This is a genomic window from Geodermatophilus marinus (genome assembly GCF_003428645.1).
GTDB lineage: Bacteria > Actinomycetota > Actinomycetes > Mycobacteriales > Geodermatophilaceae > Geodermatophilus.
Window position 1 is genome coordinate 14265 of record NZ_QVQH01000015.1, and the last position, 22028, is coordinate 36292.

Below are 22028 nucleotides of genomic sequence, written 5' to 3' on the forward strand. Positions count from 1 at the left end.
GCCAGCCCCTGACCCCCCGATCGGAAGGCGCACCACGATGCTCGAGGTGAACGGCGTCAAGAAGGTGTACGAGGGCAAGTCCCGCACCGTCGAGGCCGTCCGCAACCTGACGTTCACCCTCGGCCAGGGCGAGTTCACCTGCCTGGTCGGTCCGTCGGGTTCGGGGAAGACGACCCTGCTGAAGATCATGTCCGGGCTGCTCGACCCGACCGAGGGCGAGGTCCTCATGGAGGGCAAGCGGGTCGACGGCCCGCCGCCGGGCATGGCGATCGTCTTCCAGGAGTACGGGCGCAGCCTCTTCCCCTGGATGTCCATCCGGGACAACGTCGAGCTGCCGCTCAAGCAGAAGAAGGTGCCGGCGGCCCGGCGCAAGGAGCTCGTCGACGAGTCGCTGAGCGCGGTCGGCCTCGCGGACGTGCACTCGGCCTACCCGTGGCAGCTCTCCGGCGGCATGCAGCAGCGCGTGGCGATCGCCCGGGCCATCGCCTACGAGCCGCACGTGCTGCTCATGGACGAGCCGTTCGCCGCGGTCGACGCGCAGACCCGCGCCGACCTCGAGGACCTCGTGCGGGACCTGTGGCACCGCTACAAGATGACCGTGCTCTTCGTGACGCACGACATCGACGAGTCGGTGTACCTGGGCCAGCGGGTGATCATCCTGTCCAGCTCGCCGACGGTGGTCCGCGAGGACCTCGCCATCGACCTGCCCGACGAGCGCGACCAGCTCAACACCCGCGGGTCGGCCCGGTTCAACGAGCTGCGCGCGCAGGTCTACTCGCAGATCCACCGGCCCCGCGAGGAGGCCGTGGAGGCCCCGTCCCGGGATGCCGGCGCGACCTCGCTGGCCAAGCAGGGCTGACCGCCCGGCGGCCCCGCCCGGTGGCCGCCGTCCTCACCGCGGGAGGTGAGGACGGCGGCCGCAATGCGAGGCCCTCGCTCAGTCGAGGAGCATCTGCTCGACGTCGAACTCCTCGCTGATGATCCCGTACTCCAGCATCAGGTCGCTCATCTCCTGCAGCTGCTCGGCGTCGGCGTCGGCGTCCCAGGCGGGCAGCGCCACCTGCTCGACCACCTCGGCGGGCACCTGCGAGTAGGTCGGCACCAGCTCGACCAGCCGCTCCCGGTTGCCGTCGAGCTCGGTCATCGCCTCGGCGACGGACTCCCGGAAGGCCTCGACGGCCTCGGGGTTCTCCTGCGCGTACTGCTCGGTGGTCAGCCAGCCGGCCACCGGCATGTCCTCCACCGGGCCGCTGAAGAGCGGGAACAGCACGCGGTGCCCGGCGGCCAAGGAGGCGGCCTGGAAGGGCTCGACCTGCCAGATCGCGTCGACGTCCCCGGCGTCGAGCGCGGCGGCCATGTCGGGGTAGGGCAGCTCGAGGTACTCGACCGTGGAGATGTCGACCCCCGCGTCCTCGAGCACGGCGTTGACCGCGACGGTGCCGATGTTCTGCAGGTTGTTGACCGCGACGCGGGCACCCTCGAGGTCGGCGGGCGACTGGTAGGGCGAGTCCGACGCCACCATGATCGCGTGGTCCTCGGCGCCGACGTCGTTGCCGGCGAGGATGCGGACGGGCAGGCCCTGCTGGGCGGCCAGCAGCGCCGAGGTGTAGTTGCCGTAGGTGATGTCGTACTCGCCGGCGATCAGCGAGGGGATGGCCTGCGCCCCGCCCGCCGTCTGCTCCAGGGTGACGTCGAGGCCGGCTTCCTCGAACAGCCCGGTCTCCTGGGCCTCGACGGCGGTGGCGGTGTGCACGAGCGGGAAGTAGCCGACGGTCACGGCCGTGGTGCCGCCCTCGCCGCCGCCTCCGCCGGCGGCGGCTCCGGTGTCGTCGGAACCGCAGGCGGCCAGTGCCAGCGCGGCCGTGCAGCCCAGTGCCAGCGCTGCGCGCCGGCGGCCCTCGGGGGCAGTCATCGATCCGGGTCTCCCTCCTCGGTCCGCGCGCGCCGTCGCGCGCGGTGGTGAGGGGATGCTGCGGTGCGGCTCACACCCGGCCGCACCGCCCTCTCGCTGGGTGAGACGACGATTCAGCAGCGGCCCGCCCCGGCGGACAGCGACCGGCTGACCCCCCGGGCCGCGGCGAGCAGGGCCGGCACCTGGGTCGCCGCGCGCTCGTCGTTCGGGACGATCACCGACAGCGCCGCCACCACCTGCTGCAGGCCGTCGCGCACCGGCACCGCGATGCCGGTGGCGTCCTCGTGCACGTGCCCGGGGAGGAGGGCGAACCCCTGCCGGTGCACCTCGGACAGCGCGGCCCGCAGCCGCTCCGGGGTGGTGATGGTGTTCCGGGTGTAGCGGTCCAGGGGCCCGGCGAGGACGCGCTCGCGCAGCTCCGCGGGTCCGTGCGCGAGCAGCACCAGGCCGGAGGAGGAGATGTGCAGGGGCAGCCGGCCGGCGATCCGCGAGAAGTTGACCACGGCGTCCCGCGCCGACAGCCGCTCGAGGAAGATCACGTCGTCGCCGTCGAGGACGCCGAGCTGCACGTGGTGCCCGACGACGGCGTGCAGGTCCTCCAGGTAGGGCATGGCGGCGTCGCGCAGCGAGCGGGTGGTGGAGGCGCGGGCGGCCAGCTCCCACATCCGGACGCCGACGCGGACCTGCCGGTCGGGGCCGCGCTCGAGCAGCCCGTGGGACACCAGCTCCGCGATCAGCCGGGAGGCGGTGGCGACGTGCAGGTCCGAGCGGCGGGCGATCTCGGAGACCGCCAGCTCGCGCTCGTCGGGGGTGAAGGCGTCGAAGATCCGGACGGCGCGGGAGAGCACCGACTCACCCGTGCGCACCCTCGCCACGGGGGCGAGTGTGGCAGCCGCCACGGCCCCGGCCGCCGCCGGTTCTCACTGGATGAGAGAACCCCGCAGCCGCAGGGGCTGGCCGGGCCGCAGCTGCCCGCAGCGGTCGACGTCCGCGTCGGCGACGTAGCCGACCACCGGGTACCCCCCGGTGACCGGCGCATCGGCGAGGAAGAGCACCGGCTGCCCGGACGGCGGCACCTGCACCGCGCCGCGCACCAGGCCCTCGCTGGCCAGCTCCCGGCTGCCGGCGCGCTCGAGGACCGGCCCGGCCAGGCGCAGGCCGACCCGGTTGCTCTCCCCGGTCACCTGCCACGCGGTGCCGGTGAGCAGGCCGTGCGCGGCGGGGGCCAGCCAGTCCGCGCGCGGGCCGGGCAGCAGCGCCACGGTGACCTCGTCCCCGGGCGGGTCGGCCACCGGCGCGAGGTCGACGCCGGGCAGCGGCGCGGCGGGGGGCCCGACCGCCAGCTCGTCGCCGGCGGCCAGGGCGGGCGGGCCGAGGCCGCTGAGCAGGTCGGTGGACCGGCTGCCCAGCACCGGCGGGACGTCGATGCCGCCGCGCACCGCCACGTAGGTCCGCAGCCCGGTCGCCGGCGTGCCGAGCCGCAGCTCCGCGCCGGCCGGCAGGTGCACCGGCGCCCCGTGCGCCGGCGACCCGGGGCAGCGCGCCCCGGTCGTGACCAGCAGCACGCCGGTGCCGGCCCGCAGCGCCAGCCCGCCCAGGGTCACCTCCAGGACGGCGGCGTCCGGCGGGTTGCCGACCAGCCGGTTGGCCAGCGCGGCGGCACCGCGGTCGCAGGCGCCGGAGCGGCCGATGCCCAGCGCGCCCCGCCCCGGCCGGCCGGTGTCCTGCACCGTGGTCAGCGGCCCGGGGGCGAGCACGGTCAGCCGGCCGCCCACGCGGCCTCCGCGAAGCGGACCCGGACGCCGGGGCGCAGCAGCGCCGGGGGGTCGCGGGTGAGGTCGAAGACGGCGACGTCGGTGCGGCCGAGCAGCTGCCAGCCGCCGGGCGAGGCGCGCGGGTAGACGCCGGTGAAGGGGCCGGCCAGCCCCACCGCGCCGGCCGGGACCCGCGTGCGGGGGGTGCTGCGGCGCGGCACGTCCCACCCGCCGCCGTCGGCGGTGCAGTAGCCGAAGCCGGGGGCGAAGCCGCAGAAGGCGACGGTCCAGGCCGTGCCGGTGTGCCGGCGGACCACCTCGGCCGGCGCCACCCCCAGGTGGGCGGCGACGTCCCCGAGGTCCGGGCCGTCGTAGACGACCGGGATCTCGACCTCCGCGCCGGCGGTGCGGGCGTCGCGGCGCGGCCGGACCCGGCGCAGCGCCGCCGCCACCGAGGGGAGGTCGGTGGCGGCCGGGTCGGTGACCACGAGCAGCGTGCGGGCCGCGGGGACGACGTCGACCACGCCGGGGAGCGGCTCCTCGGCGAGCGCGGCGTAGAGCCCGAGCACCTCGTCGAGGCCGGCCACCTCCACCAGCAGCGCGGTCGACCCGCTGGGCAGGACCCGCATCAGGCGAACGGGGCGAGCTCGACGCCGGCCCCGGTGAGCGCGGCGCGCACCCGGCGGGCGATCGCCACGGCGCCGGGGGTGTCGCCGTGCACGCAGATCGAGTCGGGGGACAGCCGCAGGCTCCCGCCCTCGGCGTCGCGGACCGGCTCCCCGCGCGCCATGGCCAGGGAACGCGCGACGATCTCCTCGGCGTCGTGCAGGACGGCACCGGGCCGGCGCCGGGGGACCAGCGTGCCCTCGGCGGTGTAGGCCCGGTCGGCGAAGGCCTCGCGGACGACGGGCAGGCCGGCCTCGGCGGCGCGCCGGAGGAACGCCGACCCGGGCAGGCCGAGCACCGGCAGCCCCGGGTCGTACTCCACCACGGCCCGCACCACGGCGGCGGCCTGCTCCTCGTGGGTCACGACGGCGGAGTAGAGCGCGCCGTGCGGCTTGACGTAGCGCACCCGCGTGCCGGCCACCCGGGTGAAGGCCTCCAGCGTGCCCAGCTGGGCCAGCACGTCGTCGGTGAGCTCGTCCGGCTCGACGTCGAGGAACCGCCGGCCGAACCCGGCGAGGTCCCGGTAGGAGACCTGGGCGCCGACCGCCACGCCGCCGGCCGCGGCCCGCGCGCAGACCCGGCGCATCGTCGTCGGGTCGCCGGCGTGGAAGCCGCAGGCCACGTTGGCGCTGGTGACCAGGTCCAGCAGCGCCTCGTCGTCGGTGAGCCGCCACTGGCCGAAGCCCTCGCCGAGGTCGGAGTTGAGGTCCACCGGCCCATCCTCGCCGCCGCGGGGCGGGCCGCGGGAGGGCGGGGCGGGCGCCGCCTCAGCTGCCCAGGCCGGCGTCCCTGCGGATGTACCGCTCGGGTGCGGCCTGCGGCCCCTCGGCGAGCCAGCGCGCCGTGCCCTCGGGGTCGCGGGCGGCGAACTCGTCGAGCAGGAGGTCGCGCAGCCGCACCCGGCGCAGCTCGGCGGCCGGGCCGGCGGGGGACGGCGTGCCGCTCTCCCGCCACTCGGTGGTCAGCTGCTCGGTGGTCATCTCGTGCAGCGCGCGGCGCAGGACCGCCTCGTCGCCGGGCTGCAGCGTGCCGCCGAGCGGCGGGAGGTCCGAGGCCAGCCAGGACCCGGCCAGCACCGCGGCGAGGACCAGCAGGGCGGCCACGGCCAGTCCGCCGACCGCGCCCAGGGTCGCCGCGCCCGCGGCCGCCGCGGGCAGGCAGCCGGCCCCCAGCGCGACGGCCGCCGGTGGAGGCAGCGGGGGCAGGTCGGTGGTGTCGCGGGAGCGGAGCGCCGCCACGGCGAGGCCGACCGGCACCGCGCACACCACACCCCACAGCAGGGAGGGCACGGGGTTGACCAGTGCTCCCGCGCAGGCGAGGGCGACGCCGCACAGCAGCGCCGTGCGGCGGGCCAGCCGGAGGGCGGTCGCCCGCCCGCTGCGGCGGGCCGGCGGGGGGGCCGAACCTGTCACGGGTCCTCCTCGGCGCGGGCGGCCCCCGGTGGGCCTGCTCGTACCTGGGGTGCTCGCCCCGGCGGCCCCGCTCACCTCGCCCACGGCTTCGTCACGAACTCTCCACCCGGCGCGACGGTGATGTTGCGAAGCCGTGACGCCGCGGGGTCGCAGGTGACCGGCGGGGAGTCCCGGGTACCCCGCCCCGGGCCGCGCCCAGGGCGACCGGCCGCCGCTGACCGCGACCCGAGGAGGACGCCCGTGCGCACGGGCCGCGACGGACACCACGGCCGTGGACCGCAGGACGACCGACGGCACGGCAGGCGGGGGCTGGCCCGGGCGCTGCTGCTCACCGCGCTGGGCGGCCTGCTGCCCGGTACCGCGTTCCTGGCCGCCGGCCGGCGGCGGCTGGGCCTCGCGGTGCTCACCGCGACCCTGCTCCTCCTCGGAGTGGGGGGCGTGCTGCTCGCCGGCCGGGACACCGCCGACGCCCTGCGCCTGGCCGTCGACCCCGCGGCCCTGGGCTGGGTGGTCGCCGGCGTCGTGGTGCTCGTGCTGGCCTGGGTCGTCGTGGTGGCCGGCGGCTGGCGGGCGCTCCGGCCCGACGGGCTGCCCGCCCGGCAGCGGGCCGTCGGTGCCGGTCTCGTCGTCCTGCTGTGCGCGGGGGCCGCCGTCCCGGCCGCCCTGGTGCTGCGCTCGGTGAGCGCGCAGCGCGAGCTCATCGGCACCGTCTTCAGCGACGACCGCGAGTCGGCCACGGTCGTCGAGCCGGTGGACCCGGTGGATCCCTTCGGGGACGACGAGCGGGTCAACGTCCTGCTGCTGGGCGGGGACGGCGGCGAGGGCCGGGTCGGGGTGCGCACCGACACGGTGATCGTCGCCAGCATCGCCACGGAGACGGGGGAGACGACGCTGTTCAGCCTGCCCCGCAACCTGCAGGACCTGCCCTTCCCGGCCGACAGCCCGCTGGCCGAGGTGTGGCCGGACGGGTTCGACGCCGGCAGCGAGAGCGCCAGCCTGCTCAACAAGGTCTACCGCAACGGGCCGCGGATCGCCGGGGAGGTCCTGGGCCCCACCGACGACCCGGGCGCGGACATGCTCAAGCTCGGCGTCGGCGAGGCGCTCGGCCTGCGGATCGACTACTACGTGCTGGTCAACATGGCCGGGTTCACCCGGCTGGTCGACGCCCTCGGCGGCATCACGGTGGACGTCAACTACTACGTGCCGATCAACGGCATCGTCGGCGAGCAGCTCCCGGACGACCACATCGAGCCGGGCCCGGACCAGCACATGGACGGCTGGACCGCGCTGCACTTCGCCCGCGGCCGCTACGGGATGAGCGACTACGACCGCATGGCCCGCCAGCGCTGCGCGATCCAGGCCCTGGTGGACGCCGCCGACCCGGTCACCCTGCTGGTGGAGTGGCAGGAACTGGCCGCGACCGCGGGCGACATCGTCCGCACCGACATCCCCCGGTCGGTGCTCGACGACTTCCTCGAGCTCGCCCTGCTGGTCCAGGACGTCGACATCGACAGCGTCGTCCTCGACCCCGAGCTGATCGACCCCGCCTACCCGGACTACGACCGGATCCGGGCGATGGTCGACGAGGCGCTGGCGCCCGCGCCGCCGGCCCCGCCGGTCCCGCCGCAGGCCGGCGGCGCGCCGGCGCCGACGGTGGACGTGGAGACCGGCCCGGCCGGTGATGTGGAGGACGCCTGCGCCTACGACCCCGAGCGGGCCGAGGCGGCCCTGGCCGCCGGGGAGCCGCCCACCCGCGGGTCGGGCTGAGCTACCCGCGGTCGAGGCCGAGGGCGCGGACGGCGTTCTCCTTCATGACCAGCGGGCGGACCTCCTCGCGGATGTCGAGGGCCTCGAAGTCACGGATCCAGCGCTCGGGGGACAGCAGCGGGTAGTCCGAGCCGAAGAGCACCTTGCGCTTGAGCAGGGTGTTGGTGGCGCGGACCAGCTGCGGCGGGAAGTACTTGGGCGACCAGCCGGAGAGGTCGATGTAGACGTTGGCCTTGTGCTGGGCGACGGCGATGGCGGCGTCCTGCCAGGGCACCGAGGGGTGCGCCATGATGATCGTCAGGCCGGGGAAGTCGGCGGCGACGTCGTCGAGCAGCATCGGGTCGGAGTAGCGCAGCTTGATCCCGCGCCCACCCGGCAGGCCCGAGCCGATGCCGGTCTGGCCGGTGTGGAACAGCGCCGGGACGCCGAGGGCCTCGAGCTCCTCGTAGAGCGGGTAGTGCCGCCGGTCGTCGGGCTCGAAGGCCTGGATCGAGGGGTGGAACTTGAAGCCGCGGACCCCGTGCTCCTCCACCAGCCGGCGGGCGGCGCGCACCCCGGCCCGGCCCCGTGCCGGGTCGATCGAGCCGAACGGGATGAGCACGTCGGCGTGCTCGGCGGCGGCCGCGGCGATCTCCTCGTTGGACAGCGTGGGGTGGCCGGTGGCCAGCTCGCTGTCGACGGTGAAGACGACGGCGGCCATGCGCTGCGCCCGGTAGTGCTCGGCGAGCTCGGGCACGGTGGGGTGGTGCGGCTCGCCCTTGAAGTACTTCGCGGCCGCCTCCAGCAGCTCGTCGTCCATCGACAGGTGTCCGTGCAGGTCCTGCTCGACGTGCACGTGCACGTCGACGGCGACCAGGTTCGCGAGGTCCACGCCGTTCCTCCGGGGGGCGCTGGGGGCTGACGCCGAACGCTAGGTCTCTATCGTGGACGCCGTCAACGATGGAGGTCCTCATGGACGGCACCGTGCTCTCGGCCGACGTCGGCTACCTGCTCACCCGGGCCAGCGGGGCGCTCGTGCGGGCGACCAACGCCGCGCTGGCCGGGTTCGGCCTGCGGGTGCGGTCCTACTCCGCCCTCACCCTGGCCTGCGAGGCCCGGGACGGCATCTCGCAGCGCGACCTCGCCGAGACCCTGGGGCTGGACCCCAGCCAGGTGGTGCTGCTGGTCGACGAGCTCACCGACGCCGGCCTGGTCGAGCGGCGGCCGTCGGAGGCCGACCGGCGCACCAAGCTCGTCGTCCCGACACCCGCGGGGGTGGCGGCCCGCGGCCGGGCCGCGCGGGCCGTGGCCGGGGCGCACGACGACCGGCTCGCCGCGTTGAGCGCCGAGGAGCGCGACCTGCTGCGCGGGCTGCTCGGCCGGGTGGTCGACGGCGTGCTCCCGGTGGTGCGGGCGTGACCGCCGGGGCCGTCCTCCCGGGATGGGGCTTGCCTCCGGCGGGTGTGACGTGCACCATGCCGATTGTCAACCGTTGAGATTCTCATCGTTCTTGGGAGTAGGCACATGCGCCGCACCTGGGTCCCCGTGCTCGCCGCCACGGCCGTCGCCCTCGCCGCCTGCGGTGGTGGTGAGGAGGCCGCCTCGGGCGGGTCCGGCGGTGGCGCGGACGGCTCGAACGGCGACGAGGTCCGCGAGGTGACCGTCGGGCTGCTCCCCGTCGCGGTCACCGGCGCCCTCTTCGCCGGCATCGACCAGGGCTTCTTCGAGGAGCGGGGCATCGAGCTGACGGTCGAGACCGGCCAGGGCGGCGCCGCGCTCATCCCGGCGGTGATGTCCGGCCAGATGCAGTTCGCCACCAGCAACCCCGTCTCGCTGCTGCAGGCGCGCGAGGAGGGGCTGGACCTGCGCGTCGTCGCCCACTGGACCTCCACGATCGCCGAGGGTGAGGACGTCAACGGCGTGGTGGCCGCCGCCGACTCGGGCATCGCCTCGGCGGCCGACCTGGCCGGGAAGCGGGTCGCGGTCAACACCCTCAACGGCATGGGCCAGCTGACCATCGACGAGGCGGTCCGCCAGGACGGCGGCGACCCGAGCGGCATCCAGTACGTCGAGCTGCCCTTCCCCGACATGCCGGCCGCCCTCGACGCCGGGAACGTGGACGCGGTGTGGGTGCCCGAGCCCTTCCTCACCCAGCTGATCGACGCCGGCAACGTGGTGGCCAGCTACTCCAGCCAGGAGTCGGTGCCCGGGCACCCCACCCAGCTGTTCTTCACCTCCGGCCAGCTCGTCGAGTCCGACCCGGAGCTGGTCGAGGACATGACCGCGGCCCTCGAGGACACCCTCGAGTACGCCGACGCCAACCCCGACGAGGTCCGGGCCCAGGCCGAGGAGTTCCTCGGCACGCCCGCCGGCGCGCTGGCGGAGGTGCGCATCGAGGAGTTCGGCACCGACCTGCGGCGCGAGCAGATCGAGCAGATGGGCGAGCTCATGGTCGAGGCCGGCCTGCTCGACGAGGCGGCCGACGTCGAGGGGCTGCTGCCCGCCGAGTAGCAGCCGGCGTGTAGACCCCAGGGGTGCCCGCCGACCGCCCGCAGCAGGCCCGCCCGGATCCCCGGGCGGGCCTGCTGCTGCCCGCCGTCCTGCTCGCCGGCCTCAACCTGCGGGGGGCGATCGCGGCGGTGTCCCCGGTCCTGCCCGAGGTCCGCGGCGACCTCGGCCTCTCCGCGGCCGCGGCGGGCCTGGTCACCACGCTGCCGGTGCTCTGCTTCGCCGTGCTCGCCCCGCCCGCCGCCTGGCTGGGCCGCCGGGTGCGGGCGGAGACCGCCGTGCTCGCCGGGCTGCTGGCCGTCGCGGCCGGCACGGTGCTGCGGGTCCTCGACGGGCCGGCGGTGCTGCTGGCCGGCACCGCCGTCATCGGGGCCGGGATGACGGTCGGCAACGTGCTGCTGCCGGCGGTGACCAAGCGCGGTTTCGGGGCGCGCGCCGGCACGGTCACCGGGCTCTACACCGGGGCGCTGGCCGCCGGCGCCGCGGTCATGGCCGGCCTGACCGGCCCCCTGGCCGCGCTGACCGGCTGGCGGGTGGCGCTGGCCTCCTGGGCGGCGCTGGCCCTGGCTGCCGCGGCGGTGTGGGCGGGAGCGACGCGGGCCCCCGCCGCTCCCGGGGTCCCCGCGGCCCCCGCCGAGCCGGCGGCCCCGGTCGACGGCGCGGCGGGCGGGGTCCGGGTGTGGCGGTCGTCGACGGCGTGGGCGGTCGCGGTCGTGCTGGCCCTCCAGTCGGCCCTCTACTACGCGGTCACCACCTGGCTGCCGACGCTGCTGGTGGACGAGACCGCCGGCGGGCTGCGCGCGGCGACGGTGGCGGCGACGCTGTTCCAGGTGCTGGGCATCCCGGCGACGCTGGTCGTGCCCGCCCTGCTCGCGCGGCAGCGCCGGCACGGCCGGTCCGGGCAGCGGGCGCTGGGCCTGGCGGTCACCGCGGCCTGGACGCTGCTCCCGGTCGGCCTGCTGGTCGCCCCGGCCGCCTGGCCGGTCTGGGTGGTGGCGGGCGGCCTGGCCCAGGGGGCGGGGATCTCGCTGGCGTTCACCCTCGTCGTGCTCCGGGCCGGCGACGAGGCCGTGGTGCGCCGGCTGTCGGGCATGTCGCAGCTGGTCGGGTACTCGGTCGGCGCGGCGGGGCCGCTCGTCGTCGGGGCCCTCCGCGCGGCCACCGGCGGCTGGGCCGCGCCGCTGCTGGTGCTGGTCGGCTGCGGCGCGGGCTACGCCGCCGCGGTCGTCGTCGCCGGCCGCCCGGTCACCCTCGGGCTTCTACATCGTGGAAGTCGAGTCGCGCGGACCCCGTGACGGCGGTCACCGTGGTCACGGACACGGAGGCAGCGGGAGGGGCACGAGCATGACGTCGATCGTCCGGGACCAGTGGTACGTGGCCGCTTACGGCCGCGAGATCGGGCGGGACCTGTTCAGCCGCACGATCTGCGGGGAGTCGATCCTCTTCTGGCGCACCGAGGCCGGCCGGGTCACGGCGATGAGCGACCGCTGCGTGCACCGGCGGTTCCCGCTGTCGCAGGCCCCCAGCCACCTCGACGGCGACCGCGTGGTGTGCGGCTACCACGGCTTCACCTACGGCGCCGACGGCGTGTGCGTGGCCGTCCCCGGGCAGACCCGCGTCCCGCGCACGGCGCGGCTGCGGTCCTACCCGGTGGTCGAGCAGGACTCCTTCGTCTGGGTCTTCATCGGCGACCCGGACAAGGCCGGGGCCACCCGCATCCCGCGCGCGCCCTGGCTGGACCAGGAGGGCTGGACGACGGTCAGCGGGATGGAACCGCTCAAGGCCCGCGCCAGCCTGCTCGTCGACAACCTCATGGACCTCTCCCACGAGACCTACCTGCACGGCGGCTACATCGGCACGCCCGAGGTGGCGGACACGCCGATCACCACCGAGGTCGACGACGAGGCCGGGATCGTCTACGTCTCCCGGCACATGGACGACGCCGAGTGCCCGCCCTTCTACGCGAAGAGCACCGGCATCGAGGGCCGGATCACCCGCTGGCAGGACATCGAGTTCACCCCGCCCTGCCTGTACAAGCTGCACAGCCGGGTCGCGCCGGTCGGCGTGCTGCCGCACGAGGACGGCACCGACCCCGACGCCTTCCACGTCGAGGTCGTCTACGCGATCACGCCGGAGACCGAGCGCTCCACCCACGACTTCTGGGCCGTCGCGCGCGACTTCGCCCTCGACGACGAGTCGGTGTCGGACTTCCTGCGGGAGAGCAACCGGACCGTCGTCCTCCAGGACGTCACCGCCCTCGACGTCCTCGAGGAGGTGCTCACCGGCGAGCCCGACGGCTACCAGGAGCTGTCGATCAACATCGACACCGGCGGGCTGGCCGCGCGCCGGATGATCGCCCGGCTGGCCGAGCAGGCCTCCGGGGCGCCGGCCGCGGCGGCCGTGCCGGCGGGCCGGTGACCGGCGGCATGAGCCTGCCCCCGCCGCGCCACGTGCTCGGCGGGGAGCGGGTGCTCCGGGTGAACTGGCTGCCGGGCTCGGACCGGCTGCGCGGCCGGTGCCACTGCGGCGCCGAGGCCGAGGGCGAGGACCCGACGGCCATGTGGGAGTGGCTGCTCGCCCACCCCGACCACCCCGCCGGGGGGCCCGACGCCCCCGTCGTCCCGGACGTGCTGCCGCCGCCGCCCGCGCACCGGGTGAGCGACCCGGCCGTCATCCGGCGCCGGACCCCGGTCCTGGTCTGACCCCGAGGAGGGCAGAACCCCCGTGCACAGCACCCACGACGAGGTCGACCTGCGGCTGCAGGTGGCCTCCCGGACCGACGGCGCCGAGGGCGTCGTCGTGCTGGAGCTGCGCGACCCCGGCGGTGCCGAGCTGCCCGCCTGGGGGCCCGGCGCGCACGTCGACCTCAACCTGGGCAACGGCATGACCCGCCAGTACTCGCTGTGCGGCGACCCGGCCGACCGGTCGACGTGGCGGGTCGCGGTGCTGCGCGAGCCCGACGGCCGGGGCGGGTCGGCGTACGTGCACGAGGCGGTCCGGGAGGGCGACACCGTCGACGTCCGGGGCCCGCGCAACCACTTCCCGCTGGTGCCCGCGCCGCGGTACGTGTTCGTCGCCGGCGGCATCGGCATCACGCCGATCCTCCCGATGGTCGCCGCCGCCGACGCCGCCGGTGCCGCCTGGGAGCTGCACTACGGCGGGCGCAGCCGCCGGTCGATGGCCTTCCTGGAGTCGCTGGAGGAGGCCACCGGCACCACCGTCACGCTGCACCCCCAGGACGAGGTCGGGCTCATCGACCTGCCCGCGGTCCTGGGCACGCCGCAGGAGGGCACGCTGGTCTACTGCTGCGGCCCCGAGCCGCTGCTGCAGGCGGTCGAGCAGCAGTGCGCCGCCTGGCCCGAGGGCAGCCTGCACGTCGAGCGGTTCAGCCCCAAGGAGTTCGGCGAGCCGGTGTTCCACGACTCCTTCGAGGTGGAGCTGGCCACCAGCGGGCTGACCCTCACCGTGCCCCCGGACCGGAGCATCCTGGAGGTCGTCGAGGACGCCGGGGTGCCGGTGCTCTCCTCGTGCACGGAGGGGACGTGCGGGACGTGCGAGACGCCGGTGCTGGAGGGCGAGGTCGACCACCGCGACTCCCTGCTGACCCCGGCCGAGCAGGCGGCCAACGACACGATGTTCATCTGCGTGTCGAGAGCCGCGTGCCCGAGGCTGGTCCTGGAGCTCTGAGCCGCGGCGTCGACGAGGCGCGGGGGCCGCGACGGACGTCGGGCGGGAAGCTGCTCGCCGTCCTCGACGCCTTCAGCCGCGAGCGTCCCGCGCTGACCCTCTCCGAGATCGCCCGCGCCACCGGCGTGCCGCTGTCGACCGCGCACCGGCTGGTCGGCGAGCTGCACCGCTGGGGCGGCCTGGAGCGGGACGGCGACGGCCGCTTCCGCGTCGGGCTGCGGCTGTGGGAGCTCGGCGCGCTGGCGCCCCGCGGGCTGGGCCTGCGGGAGGCGGCGCTGCCGTTCATGGAGGACCTCTACGAGGTGACCCACCAGAACGTGCAGCTCGCCGTGCGCGACGACGTCGAGGTGGTGTTCGTCGAGCGGTTCGCCGCCCGGGACGCCGTCACCGTCCTCACCCGGGTCGGCGGCCGGTTCGCGCTGCCCCCGACCGGCGTGGGCCTGGTGCTGCTGGCGCACGCGCCCGCGGAGGTGCAGGAGCGGGTGCTCGCCGCGCCGCTGACCCGGTACACCGCCCACACGATCACCGACCCGCGCCAGCTGCGGCGGGTGCTGGCGGAGGTCCGGCGCACCGGGCAGGCGGTCAGCGACCGGCAGGTCACCGACGACGCGGTGTCCGTGGCCGCCCCCATCCACCTGCGCGACACCGTCGTCGCGGCCCTGTCGGTCGTGGTCCGCGGCGACGGGCCGGCCGCCGTCCGCGCCGTGACCCCGGGTGTGCGGACCGCCGCCCGGGGCATCTCCCGGGTGCTCACCCAGTCCGCCGGCGCCGCGTGGCCGGTGGACCCACCGGACGCCGGCCCGGACCGGCCCGCCCCCTGACCCGCACCCGAGGAGAGCGCCCGTGAGGACCACCACCGCCGCCGTCGTCGAGGAGCTGCACGGCCCGTTCGTCGTCCGCGAGGTCGAGATCGACGACCCCGGCCCCGGGGACGTGCTGGTGCAGGTGGCGGCCAGCGGCTTCTGCCACACCGACGGGATCGCCCGCGACGGCGACCTGCCCTTCCCGCTGCCCGGTGTCCTGGGCCACGAGGGCGCCGGCACGGTGGTGGCGGTGGGGGAGGGGGTGACCGGGGTCCGGGAGGGGCAGGCGGTCGTGCTCGGCTGGCCGTGGTGCGGGGAGTGCCGCAACTGCCTGGCCGGGGAACCGCGCTACTGCCTGCGGTTGGGCGAGCTGGTCGGCGGCGGCTCCCGGCCCGGCGGCGCGTCGTCCCTGCGGACGGCGGACGGCGCCCCGCTGGCCAGCCACTTCTTCGGCCAGTCGTCCTTCGCCGGGTACGCCATGACCACCGCGTCCGCGCTGGTGCCGGTGCCCGACGGCCTCCCGGTCGAGCTGATGGGCCCGCTGGCCTGCGGCCTGGCCACCGGCGCCGGCGCGGTGTTCAACACCCTCCGCCCGGAGCCCGGGACCTCGATCGTGGTCTACGGGGCCGGCACCGTCGGCCTTGCCGCGGTGATGGCCGCCCGCAACTCCGCCGCCACCACGATCATCGCCGTCGACCGACACCCCGGCCGGCTCCGGGTGGCCGAGGACCTCGGCGCCACCCACGTCGTCGACGCGACCGGCACCGACCCGGTGCAGGCGGTGCAGGACATCTGCGGCGGGCCGGCCGACGCCGCCCTCGACTGCACCGGCGTCGTCCCCGTCGTCCGCCAGGCGATCGACTCGGTCGGCATGCTGGGCACCGCCCTGCTCATCGGCGGCGCCCCGGCCGGGGCGGAGTTCTCCGCCGACCACCTGACCACGCTGTGGGGCAAGACCATCCGCGGCACGCTGGGCGGCAGCGGCCGCGGGCAGGCGCTGATCGCCGCCCTCATGGACCTCCACGCCCAGGGCCGGTTCCCCTTCGACCGACTGGTGGAGTTCTTCCCGCTCGACCGCATCGAGGACGCCGTGGAGGCCTCCTACAGCGGGGCGGTGGTCAAGCCGGTGCTGCGCATGCCCGGCTGACCGGACGTCACCGCTTCGTCATGTGCGGCGGGCCGGGCGCGGGTAGGGCCTGCCCGGGCGTGCGTCGGGCGTGCCCGCCACCCGCCCGGGAGGAGCCGTTCGGTGCTGGTCGACGTGACCCTGGCCGCCGCCGGCCTGCTGGGGCTGGCCGTGGCGGCGCTGTCGGGGCGGCTGCGCACGTACCCGCTCTCCGAGCCCGCCCTCGGCCTGCTCGTCGGCGTGCTGCTGGGCCCGCAGGTGCTCGGGGTCCTGGACCTGCCGACGCTGGTCGAGGACCACGGGTGGCTGCACACCGCCACGCGGCTGCTGCTGGCGATCTCGGTCATGGCCGTCGCGCTCCGCTACCCGTTCGGTGCGGCCCGCACCCGGCTGCGCCCCGTGCTGCTCCTGCTCGCGGTGGTCATGCCGGTCATGGCCCTCGTGAGCGCGTCCCTCGCCGCGGGGCTGCTCGGCGCCGGCCTCGGCACCGCCCTGCTCCTCGGTGCCGCCCTCGCCCCGACCGACCCGGTGCTGGCTTCGAACGTGGTCACCGGCGTTCCCGCCGAGCGGGACCTGCCCGACCGCGACCGCCAGGTGCTCTCGCTGGAGTCCGGCGCCAACGACGGCCTGGCGCTGCCGCTGGTGCTGGTGGCCCTGGCGCTCGCGGGGGCCGACGCCCTCGGCGCCGCCCTGGCCGAGTCGCTGTGGCAGGTCGCCGGCGCCGTCCTGCTCGGGGTGCCCGCGGGCCGGCTCGGCGCCCGCGCGCTCCGCGCGGGTGAGCGGCACGGCTCGACCGACCCCGCGCCGCGGCTGATGTTCACCGCCGTCCTCGCGCTCGCCGTCCTCGGTGCGTCGGGGATCGTGCACGTCGACGGGATCCTGGCCGTCTTCGTCACCGGGCTGGCGTTCAACCTGGCCAGCACCGGGACCGAGCGCACCGACGACGCCCCCGTCGACGAGGCGGTCAACCGGTTCCTGGTGCTGCCCCTCTTCGTCGCGGTCGGTGCGGCGCTGCCGTGGGCGGCCTGGGCCGACCTCGGCTGGCGCGGCCCGGCGCTGGTCGTCGCCGTGCTGCTCCTGCGGCGGCTGCCGGTGGTGTGGCTGCTGCGCCGGCCGCTCGGGCTGGGCCGCCCGGACGCGGCCTTCCTCGGCTGGTTCGGCCCGATCGGGGTCTCGGCGCTGTTCTACCTCGCGCTGGAGGCCGAGCGGCTCGGGGCCGAGCCGTTGGTCCTGGCCGCCGGGAGCCTGGTGGTGGCCGCGAGCACGCTCGTCCACGGCGTCACCTCGGCGCCCGGGCGCGTCCTGTACCGACGGTGGACCGGTGACCGGGACCCCTCCCGGCGGCCGGCCTGAACGAGAGGACGACGGACATGTGGTTCGACTCCTGGTCCGACCTCGGGCGGATCGCCGCCGTCGGGGCGACCGGCTACCTGACGCTGATCGTGGTGCTGCGCCTGTCGGGCAAGCGGACGCTGGCCAAGCTGAACGCGTTCGACTTCGTCGTCACCGTCGCGCTCGGCTCCACGCTGGCCACCATCCTGCTCAGCAGCGACGTCTCCTGGGCCGAGGGAGCGGCGGCCCTCGCGCTCCTGGCGCTGCTGCAGTTCGTGGTCGCCTGGGTGACCGTGCGCCGCCCACGGGTGCGCGGGGTCACCACCTCCCGGCCGACCCTGCTCCTGCGGGACGGCGCGGAGCTGCCCGGGGCGCTGCGGCAGCAGCGGGTGACCATCGACGAGGTCCGGCAGGCGGTGCGGGCCACCGGGACGGGCGACCTCTCGGCGGTCGCCGCCGTGGTCCTGGAGACCGACGGCACGCTCAGCGTCGTCCCGCAGGCGCAGGCCGGCGACCGGTCGGCGCTCGAGGGGGTCGACGTCCCCGGCGGGTGACTCAGCCTGGCGTGCCGGTCGGCGTCGCGGTCACCGGCGGCCGGACCGAGCGGTAGTCACCGCGGTCGACCGGTTCCACGGTCAGCCCGGCATCGGTGGGCATCTCCAGCGGGACGCCCCCGACGACCACCCGGACGGCGTCCACCCCCGGGAAGCCGGTCACCGTCCACACCACCTGGGCCACCGCCAGCAGCTGGTCACCCCCGCCCACGCCGGTGAACGCCCGGCTGGCCGACAGCGTCAGGACACCCTCGAGCAGGCCGTCCTGCTCGGCCTGGCGGAGCGTCTGGGGGACCAGGGCGGTGCGCAGGCCGGCGGAGGCCTCACCCGGGGTGGGCCCGGCCACGAGCAGGTCGAGGGCCGCGTGCAGGTCGGCGGGCGCCGACCGGCGGAACACCGGCTCGAGCCGGGTGCCGCGGACGAACCACAGCTGGACCGAGGCCCCGCCGGCGGTCGGGACACCGGCGGAGGTCCGCGTCGGCGTGGGCACCTCCACCGGCTCGGGCCGCGGCTGCACCGGCACCCCGCACCCGGCCAGGGCCAGGACCAGCAGGACGACGGCGATCAGGACCCGCACGGCTGCTCCTCGGCCAGCGGCAGGGTGACGACGAACCGGGCACCGCCGTCCGGGCTGCCGGTCACCTGCACCTCGCCGCCGAGCGCGCGCAGGTGGCGGGTGACCAGCGACAGGCCGAGCCCGGACCCGCCGGAGGGGACCCGCTCGCGACCACGGCCCCGGGCGAAGCGCTCGAACACGCGGGTGCGGTCCTCCTCCGGGATCCCGGGCCCGGCGTCGTCCACCAGCACCCGCGCCCGCGGCGGGTCGGCCTCGACCCGCACGCAGGTGACCCCGCCGGCGTGCTGGTCGGCGTTGTCGAGCAGGTTGCCCAGCACCCGCTCCAGCCGCCGCTTGTCGGCGCGCACCACCGCGCTCTCGGCCCCCTCGCCCAGGTCCAGGGGCACCGGCCGGCGGCGGCGGGCCAGCGCCTCGCGCACCAGCGCCGCGAGCCGGACGTCCTCGAGCGCGTCGGCCCCGCCCCCCGCGTCGGCCCGGGAGATCTCGAGGAGGTCGGCGACCAGCCGGGAGAACCGGTCCACCTCCTCGCGGAGCATGCCCAGCGCCTCCCGGCCGTCCTCGGGGAGGTCGTCGGCGGCGCCCTCGACGAGGGCCAGCGCCCCCAGCATGGTGGTGAGCGGGGTGCGCAGCTCGTGGCTGACGTCGGCGGCGAAGCGCGCGTCGCGGCGGACCCGCTCCTCGAGCGCGGCCACCGTCGCGTTGAAGGAGGCCGCGATCGGCTCCAGCGCCGGGTCGCCGCGGGGGTCGATGCGGGCCGACAGGTCACCGGCGGCCACGGCCGCGGCCGCCGCGGACACCCGGTCCAGCGGGCGCAGCGCGGGCCGGGTCGCCCACGAGCCGACCAGCAGCGACACCGGCACGGTGGCCAGGACGGCACCGGCCAGCACCGCGGCCAGGACGGTGTAGGTGCGGTCGAGCTCCTCGAGCGGGAAGACCTCGAAGTACGCGGCGTCCCCGCCCTCGACCGGCACGCCGACGGCCAGGGCCGTGCCGCCCTGCAGCGCGAACCGCTGGCGGGCCGGGGTCCCCCCGGCGACCGCCTCCCGCAGCGCGGCCGGCAGGTCGTCGCGGCCGACCCGCAGCGACGTGGTGAGCCAGCGGTCGTCCCGGGCCAGCAGCGACGTGGATCCGGTCTCCCGCGGCAGCTGGGCGAGCAGCTGCTCGGGGGAGAGGCCGGGCGCCGGCAGGGCGCGCCCGACCTGCGCGGCGTTGGCGACGGTCTGCGCCAGGGTGGCGCGCTCCCGGCCGACCAGGAGGTAGTGCGAGACCGCCAGCCACACGCCGACGGCGAGCACCGCGCTGAGCGCGACGGTCACCGCGGTGATCGTCAGCGTGGCCCGGCCGCGCAGGGTGTGCCGCCAGGCCGGGCGTCCCGGCCCGCTCACCCGGGCACCAGGTACCCCATGCCCCGCACGGTGGTGACGATCGCCGGGTGCGCCGGGTCGCGCTCGATCTTCTTGCGCAGCCGCAGCACGTGCACGTCCACCAGCCGGGAGTCGCCGAAGTAGCCGTACCCCCAGACGCGGTCCAGCAGCTCCTCGCGGCTGAACACCCGGCCGGCGCCGGCGGCCAGCTCGGTGAGCAGCCGGAACTCGGTGCGGGTCAGCTCGATGCGCTCGCCGTCCCGGGTCACCGTGCCGGCCAGCGGGGCGATCTCCAGGTCGCCGGCGGTGAGCGAGGTCGGGCCGTCGTCGGGCTGCGCCCGGCGGCCGACGGCCCGGATCCGCGCGGTCAGCTCCCGGGGGACGAAGGGCTTGGTGACGTAGTCGTCGGCACCGGCCTCCAGGCCGGCCACGACGTCGTCGCTGTCGGCGCGCGCGGTCACGATGACCACCGGGGTCGGGCCCGCCCGGCGGATCGCCCGGCAGACCTCCAGGCCGTCCTGGTCGGGCAGCCGCAGGTCGAGCAGGACGACGTCGGCGGGGTGCTCCGCCAGCCGGGCCAGGCCCTCCGCGCCGGTGGCGGCCTCCGTCACCTGGTACCCCTCCCGCTGGAGGGTCAGCTGGACCATCCGCCGCACGCGCACGTCGTCCTCGATGATCAGCACGGTCCGGGCCACCCCTGGAGTGTGCCCCCCGGCACCGGGTGCGGCCGGACGGGTTCCTCATGGCCGCTCGCGGACCCGGTCGAGCAGGGCGCGGAGCTCGGCCCCGACCTCCGCGGGGTGGGTGACGGGCACCACGTGGCCGGCGCCCGGGACGAGCACCAGGCGTGCCGCGGGGCCCAGGCGGCGGGCCAGCCGGACGGCTGCCCGGGCCGGGAGGGTCGCGTCCTCGGCGCCGGCGACGACCAGGGCGGGCAGCCCGCGCAGCCCCGCGAGCGCGCGGCGGCGGTCGTAGCGCGCCAGCCCCGGCAGGTAGGCGGCGAGCACGGCGACCGGCGTCGCCCGCCAGGCCCCCGTCACCGCCCGCACCGTGCGCTCGGCCGGGTTCCCGGCGAAGAGCCGCGAGCGCAGCCAGCGCCGGCCCGGCCCCCGGGCGAACGGGTGCACGAGCCGCGCCAGGGGTGCGGCCCGCCGCAGCAGCCGGGCGCCTCCCTCCGCCACGCGCCGGCGCAGCCGGCTCCGGCGGCCCGGCGGCCGGCCGGCGGCGGCCACGGGGCCGGCCGCGGTGGACAGCAGGGCCACGCCGGCCACGCGGGGCCCGACCAGCGCCGGTCGCCGCCCGAGCAGCGCCAGGACCGCCATGCCGCCCATCGAGTGCCCGGCGAGCACGACCCGGCCGGGGCCGGCCAGCGCGTCGAGCACCGCACCCAGGTCGCGGCCGAGCCGGTCCACGGTCGCCGACCGGCCCCCGGCCCAGCCGCTGCCGCCGTGGCCCCGCTGGTCGTAGCGCACCAGCCGGAGCCCGCCGTGCCGGGTCCCGGGCAGCAGCTCGCGCCAGAGCGGGTCGAGGACGGCGGCGCGGGCGCCGTACCCGTGCACGAGGACCAGCGCGAGGGGGGCGTCGTCCGCCCCGGCGACCTCGGCCCGCAGCGTCACCCCGTCGTCGGTCGTCACGCGGCGGGCACCGGAGACGGTCCCGGCGGCCACGGTCGGGACCGTACCGGGCGGCGGTCGCCGAGCCCGTGACGATCGGGTGACGCCGGCGGAGGCGACGGGTGCCCTGTGTCGTTCGAGCCCGGCCGCGGGGGACGGGGACCGGGTACGCGGGTCGAGCGGTGCCCCGGGGAGCGCGGCGCCGTGCTCCGAGGTGCCGCGCGGCCCCGGCTCCGGCAGAGTGCCTGCGTGGACGCCGACGTCGTCGTCGAGATCCCGAAGGGATCGCGCAACAAGTACGAGTTCGACCAGCGGGTGGGGCGGATCCGGCTGGACCGGATGCTGTTCACCGCGACCGGCTACCCGGGTGACTACGGGTTCGTGCCAGACACGCTCGCCGAGGACGGCGACCCGATCGACGCCCTCCTCCTGCTCGACGAGCCGACCTTCCCCGGCTGCCTGGTGCACGCGCGGGTGATCGCGGTCTTCTGGATGCACGACCGCGGCGGGCCGGACGCCAAGCTGCTCTGCGTCCCGGCCGAGGACCCGCGGCACGCGCACCTGCAGGAGCTCGAGGACGTCGCGATGCACCAGATCGCCGAGATCTGGCACTTCTTCGAGATCTACGAGGCGCTGGAGCCCGGCAAGTCCGCCGAGACCCGCGGCTGGGAACGCCGGGCCGAGGCCGAGCGTGCGCTCGAGGACGCCCGGCGGCGGTTCGCCGAGCAGCGCGGCGGTGCGGCCTGAGGGCCGCCGTCGTGCGCCGGGCTCACGGTCGCGGGGGACCGGCCGTCCCGCCCGGGCCGGTGGCCGTCCGCACGTCCTCGGTCAGCGACCGCAGGGGGTCGGCGGTCGAGCCGCCCCGGGTGCTCCCGGTCATCGGGTCCTCCTCGGGCGGGCGGCGCCGCCCGGGCCCGCCCACCCGGACGAGCTCCTCGGCGGCCTGCCCTGCCGCACGCCCCGGCCGACGGGGT

At 76.7% G+C, this 22028-nt stretch carries 23 protein-coding genes and 1 pseudogene; 13 read left to right on the plus strand and 11 right to left on the minus strand.

Annotation, left to right across the window (positions count from 1 at the left end):
- Window positions 1-37: 37 nt before the first annotated feature.
- The gene (locus D0Z06_RS16020; protein WP_117378559.1) at window positions 38-859 is read left to right on the plus strand and encodes an ABC transporter ATP-binding protein; all 822 of its coding nucleotides are present in this window, start codon (window positions 38-40) and stop codon (window positions 857-859) included.
- Window positions 860-937: 78 nt separating this feature from the next.
- Here the strand turns inward: D0Z06_RS16020 and D0Z06_RS16025 are convergent, their stop codons facing one another.
- The 6 genes from D0Z06_RS16025 to D0Z06_RS16050 all read right to left on the minus strand — a co-directional run bounded on the left by D0Z06_RS16025 (window position 938) and on the right by D0Z06_RS16050 (window position 5744).
- Window positions 938-1912, minus strand: a complete 975-nt coding sequence (locus D0Z06_RS16025; RefSeq protein ID WP_117378560.1) for an ABC transporter substrate-binding protein — start codon at window positions 1910-1912, stop codon at window positions 938-940.
- Window positions 1913-2025: 113 nt separating this feature from the next.
- The gene (locus D0Z06_RS16030) at window positions 2026-2787 is read right to left on the minus strand and encodes an IclR family transcriptional regulator (protein ID WP_117378561.1); all 762 of its coding nucleotides are present in this window, start codon (window positions 2785-2787) and stop codon (window positions 2026-2028) included.
- Between the two features lie 45 nt (window positions 2788-2832).
- Window positions 2833-3687, minus strand: coding sequence for a 5-oxoprolinase subunit C family protein (locus D0Z06_RS16035; RefSeq protein WP_117378562.1), 855 nt, complete (start codon window positions 3685-3687; stop codon window positions 2833-2835).
- Complete coding sequence (gene pxpB / locus D0Z06_RS16040; protein ID WP_117378563.1) at window positions 3672-4295, minus strand: 5-oxoprolinase subunit PxpB; 624 nt, start codon at window positions 4293-4295, stop codon at window positions 3672-3674. Before pxpB ends, D0Z06_RS16035 begins: the two co-directional genes overlap by 16 nt.
- The gene (locus tag D0Z06_RS16045) at window positions 4295-5044 is read right to left on the minus strand and encodes a LamB/YcsF family protein (RefSeq protein WP_117378564.1); all 750 of its coding nucleotides are present in this window, start codon (window positions 5042-5044) and stop codon (window positions 4295-4297) included. The genes pxpB and D0Z06_RS16045 overlap by 1 nt, the downstream gene beginning before the upstream one ends.
- A gap of 55 nt (window positions 5045-5099) precedes the next feature.
- A complete protein-coding gene (locus D0Z06_RS16050) occupies window positions 5100-5744 on the minus strand; it encodes a hypothetical protein (protein WP_117378565.1) in 645 nt (214 codons plus the stop codon).
- A 240-nt stretch (window positions 5745-5984) separates the two neighbouring features.
- Between D0Z06_RS16050 and D0Z06_RS16055 the strand changes: the two genes are divergently transcribed.
- Entirely contained in the window at window positions 5985-7511 is a 1527-nt protein-coding gene (locus D0Z06_RS16055) for an LCP family protein (protein WP_233517736.1), read from the plus strand.
- A gap of 1 nt (window position 7512) precedes the next feature.
- On the opposite strand, the gene D0Z06_RS16060 is transcribed toward D0Z06_RS16055, so the two are convergent.
- A complete protein-coding gene (locus tag D0Z06_RS16060) occupies window positions 7513-8382 on the minus strand; it encodes an amidohydrolase family protein (protein WP_117378567.1) in 870 nt (289 codons plus the stop codon).
- 68 nt (window positions 8383-8450) lie between these two features.
- On the opposite strand from D0Z06_RS16060, the gene D0Z06_RS16065 reads away from it, so the two are divergent.
- From D0Z06_RS16065 to D0Z06_RS16110, 10 genes and pseudogenes are all read left to right on the plus strand, one after another.
- Window positions 8451-8909 (plus strand): MarR family winged helix-turn-helix transcriptional regulator, encoded by a 459-nt coding sequence (locus D0Z06_RS16065; protein WP_117378568.1) that lies wholly within the window; start codon window positions 8451-8453, stop codon window positions 8907-8909.
- Window positions 8910-9014: 105 nt separating this feature from the next.
- A complete protein-coding gene (locus tag D0Z06_RS16070) occupies window positions 9015-10001 on the plus strand; it encodes an ABC transporter substrate-binding protein (RefSeq protein ID WP_117378569.1) in 987 nt (328 codons plus the stop codon).
- A 23-nt stretch (window positions 10002-10024) separates the two neighbouring features.
- Window positions 10025-11293, plus strand: coding sequence for an MFS transporter (locus tag D0Z06_RS16075; protein ID WP_117378570.1), 1269 nt, complete (start codon window positions 10025-10027; stop codon window positions 11291-11293).
- Window positions 11294-11342: 49 nt separating this feature from the next.
- Entirely contained in the window at window positions 11343-12416 is a 1074-nt protein-coding gene (locus D0Z06_RS16080) for an aromatic ring-hydroxylating dioxygenase subunit alpha (RefSeq protein WP_117378571.1), read from the plus strand.
- An 8-nt stretch (window positions 12417-12424) separates the two neighbouring features.
- Window positions 12425-12700 (plus strand): hypothetical protein, encoded by a 276-nt coding sequence (locus D0Z06_RS16085; RefSeq protein ID WP_117378638.1) that lies wholly within the window; start codon window positions 12425-12427, stop codon window positions 12698-12700.
- An 82-nt stretch (window positions 12701-12782) separates the two neighbouring features.
- Window positions 12783-13685, plus strand: a pseudogene (locus D0Z06_RS16090) (PDR/VanB family oxidoreductase); the annotation flags it as partial.
- On the plus strand, window positions 13658-14506 hold the full coding sequence (locus tag D0Z06_RS16095) for an IclR family transcriptional regulator (RefSeq protein ID WP_233517737.1): 849 nt from the start codon (window positions 13658-13660) through the stop codon (window positions 14504-14506). The pseudogene D0Z06_RS16090 and the gene D0Z06_RS16095, both read left to right, overlap by 28 nt.
- Before the next feature lie 22 nt (window positions 14507-14528).
- Entirely contained in the window at window positions 14529-15635 is a 1107-nt protein-coding gene (locus D0Z06_RS16100) for an NAD(P)-dependent alcohol dehydrogenase (protein WP_117378573.1), read from the plus strand.
- 102 nt (window positions 15636-15737) lie between these two features.
- Window positions 15738-16967: a cation:proton antiporter domain-containing protein gene (locus tag D0Z06_RS16105; protein WP_117378574.1), complete on the plus strand. Its 1230-nt coding sequence runs from the start codon at window positions 15738-15740 to the stop codon at window positions 16965-16967.
- A gap of 17 nt (window positions 16968-16984) precedes the next feature.
- A complete protein-coding gene (locus D0Z06_RS16110; protein WP_117378575.1) occupies window positions 16985-17500 on the plus strand; it encodes a DUF421 domain-containing protein in 516 nt (171 codons plus the stop codon).
- Window position 17501: 1 nt separating this feature from the next.
- Here the strand turns inward: D0Z06_RS16110 and D0Z06_RS16115 are convergent, their stop codons facing one another.
- From D0Z06_RS16115 to D0Z06_RS16130, 4 genes are read right to left on the minus strand one after another with little or no spacing between them, the layout of a single operon-like run.
- Window positions 17502-18077 carry a GerMN domain-containing protein gene (locus D0Z06_RS16115; protein WP_117378576.1) on the minus strand — a complete coding sequence of 192 codons (576 nt, stop codon included), beginning with the start codon at window positions 18075-18077 and terminating at the stop codon, window positions 17502-17504.
- Window positions 18065-19462: a sensor histidine kinase gene (locus D0Z06_RS16120; protein ID WP_117378577.1), complete on the minus strand. Its 1398-nt coding sequence runs from the start codon at window positions 19460-19462 to the stop codon at window positions 18065-18067. Before D0Z06_RS16120 ends, D0Z06_RS16115 begins: the two co-directional genes overlap by 13 nt.
- The gene (locus D0Z06_RS16125; RefSeq protein WP_117378578.1) at window positions 19459-20136 is read right to left on the minus strand and encodes a response regulator transcription factor; all 678 of its coding nucleotides are present in this window, start codon (window positions 20134-20136) and stop codon (window positions 19459-19461) included. Before D0Z06_RS16125 ends, D0Z06_RS16120 begins: the two co-directional genes overlap by 4 nt.
- A 45-nt stretch (window positions 20137-20181) precedes the next feature.
- Window positions 20182-21108 (minus strand): alpha/beta fold hydrolase, encoded by a 927-nt coding sequence (locus tag D0Z06_RS16130; RefSeq protein ID WP_158579999.1) that lies wholly within the window; start codon window positions 21106-21108, stop codon window positions 20182-20184.
- Between the two features lie 195 nt (window positions 21109-21303).
- Here D0Z06_RS16130 and D0Z06_RS16135 point away from each other — a divergent pair, with 195 nt between their 5' ends.
- On the plus strand, window positions 21304-21801 hold the full coding sequence (locus D0Z06_RS16135) for an inorganic diphosphatase (RefSeq protein ID WP_117378640.1): 498 nt from the start codon (window positions 21304-21306) through the stop codon (window positions 21799-21801).
- Window positions 21802-22028 lie beyond the last annotated feature (227 nt).

Bases quoted from the DNA above. Each gene is read 5' to 3' on its own strand.
- D0Z06_RS16020 (WP_117378559.1), top strand. From the start codon at position 38: ATGCTCGAGGTGAACGGCGTCAAGAAGGTGTACGAGGGCAAGTCCCGC.
- D0Z06_RS16025 (WP_117378560.1), bottom strand. From the start codon at position 1,912: ATGACTGCCCCCGAGGGCCGCCGGCGCGCAGCGCTGGCACTGGGCTGC.
- D0Z06_RS16110 (WP_117378575.1), top strand. From the start codon at position 16,985: ATGTGGTTCGACTCCTGGTCCGACCTCGGGCGGATCGCCGCCGTCGGG.
- pxpB (WP_117378563.1), bottom strand. From the start codon at position 4,295: ATGCGGGTCCTGCCCAGCGGGTCGACCGCGCTGCTGGTGGAGGTGGCC.
- D0Z06_RS16085 (WP_117378638.1), top strand. From the start codon at position 12,425: ATGAGCCTGCCCCCGCCGCGCCACGTGCTCGGCGGGGAGCGGGTGCTC.
- D0Z06_RS16065 (WP_117378568.1), top strand. From the start codon at position 8,451: ATGGAGGTCCTCATGGACGGCACCGTGCTCTCGGCCGACGTCGGCTAC.
- D0Z06_RS16080 (WP_117378571.1), top strand. From the start codon at position 11,343: ATGACGTCGATCGTCCGGGACCAGTGGTACGTGGCCGCTTACGGCCGC.
- D0Z06_RS16070 (WP_117378569.1), top strand. From the start codon at position 9,015: ATGCGCCGCACCTGGGTCCCCGTGCTCGCCGCCACGGCCGTCGCCCTC.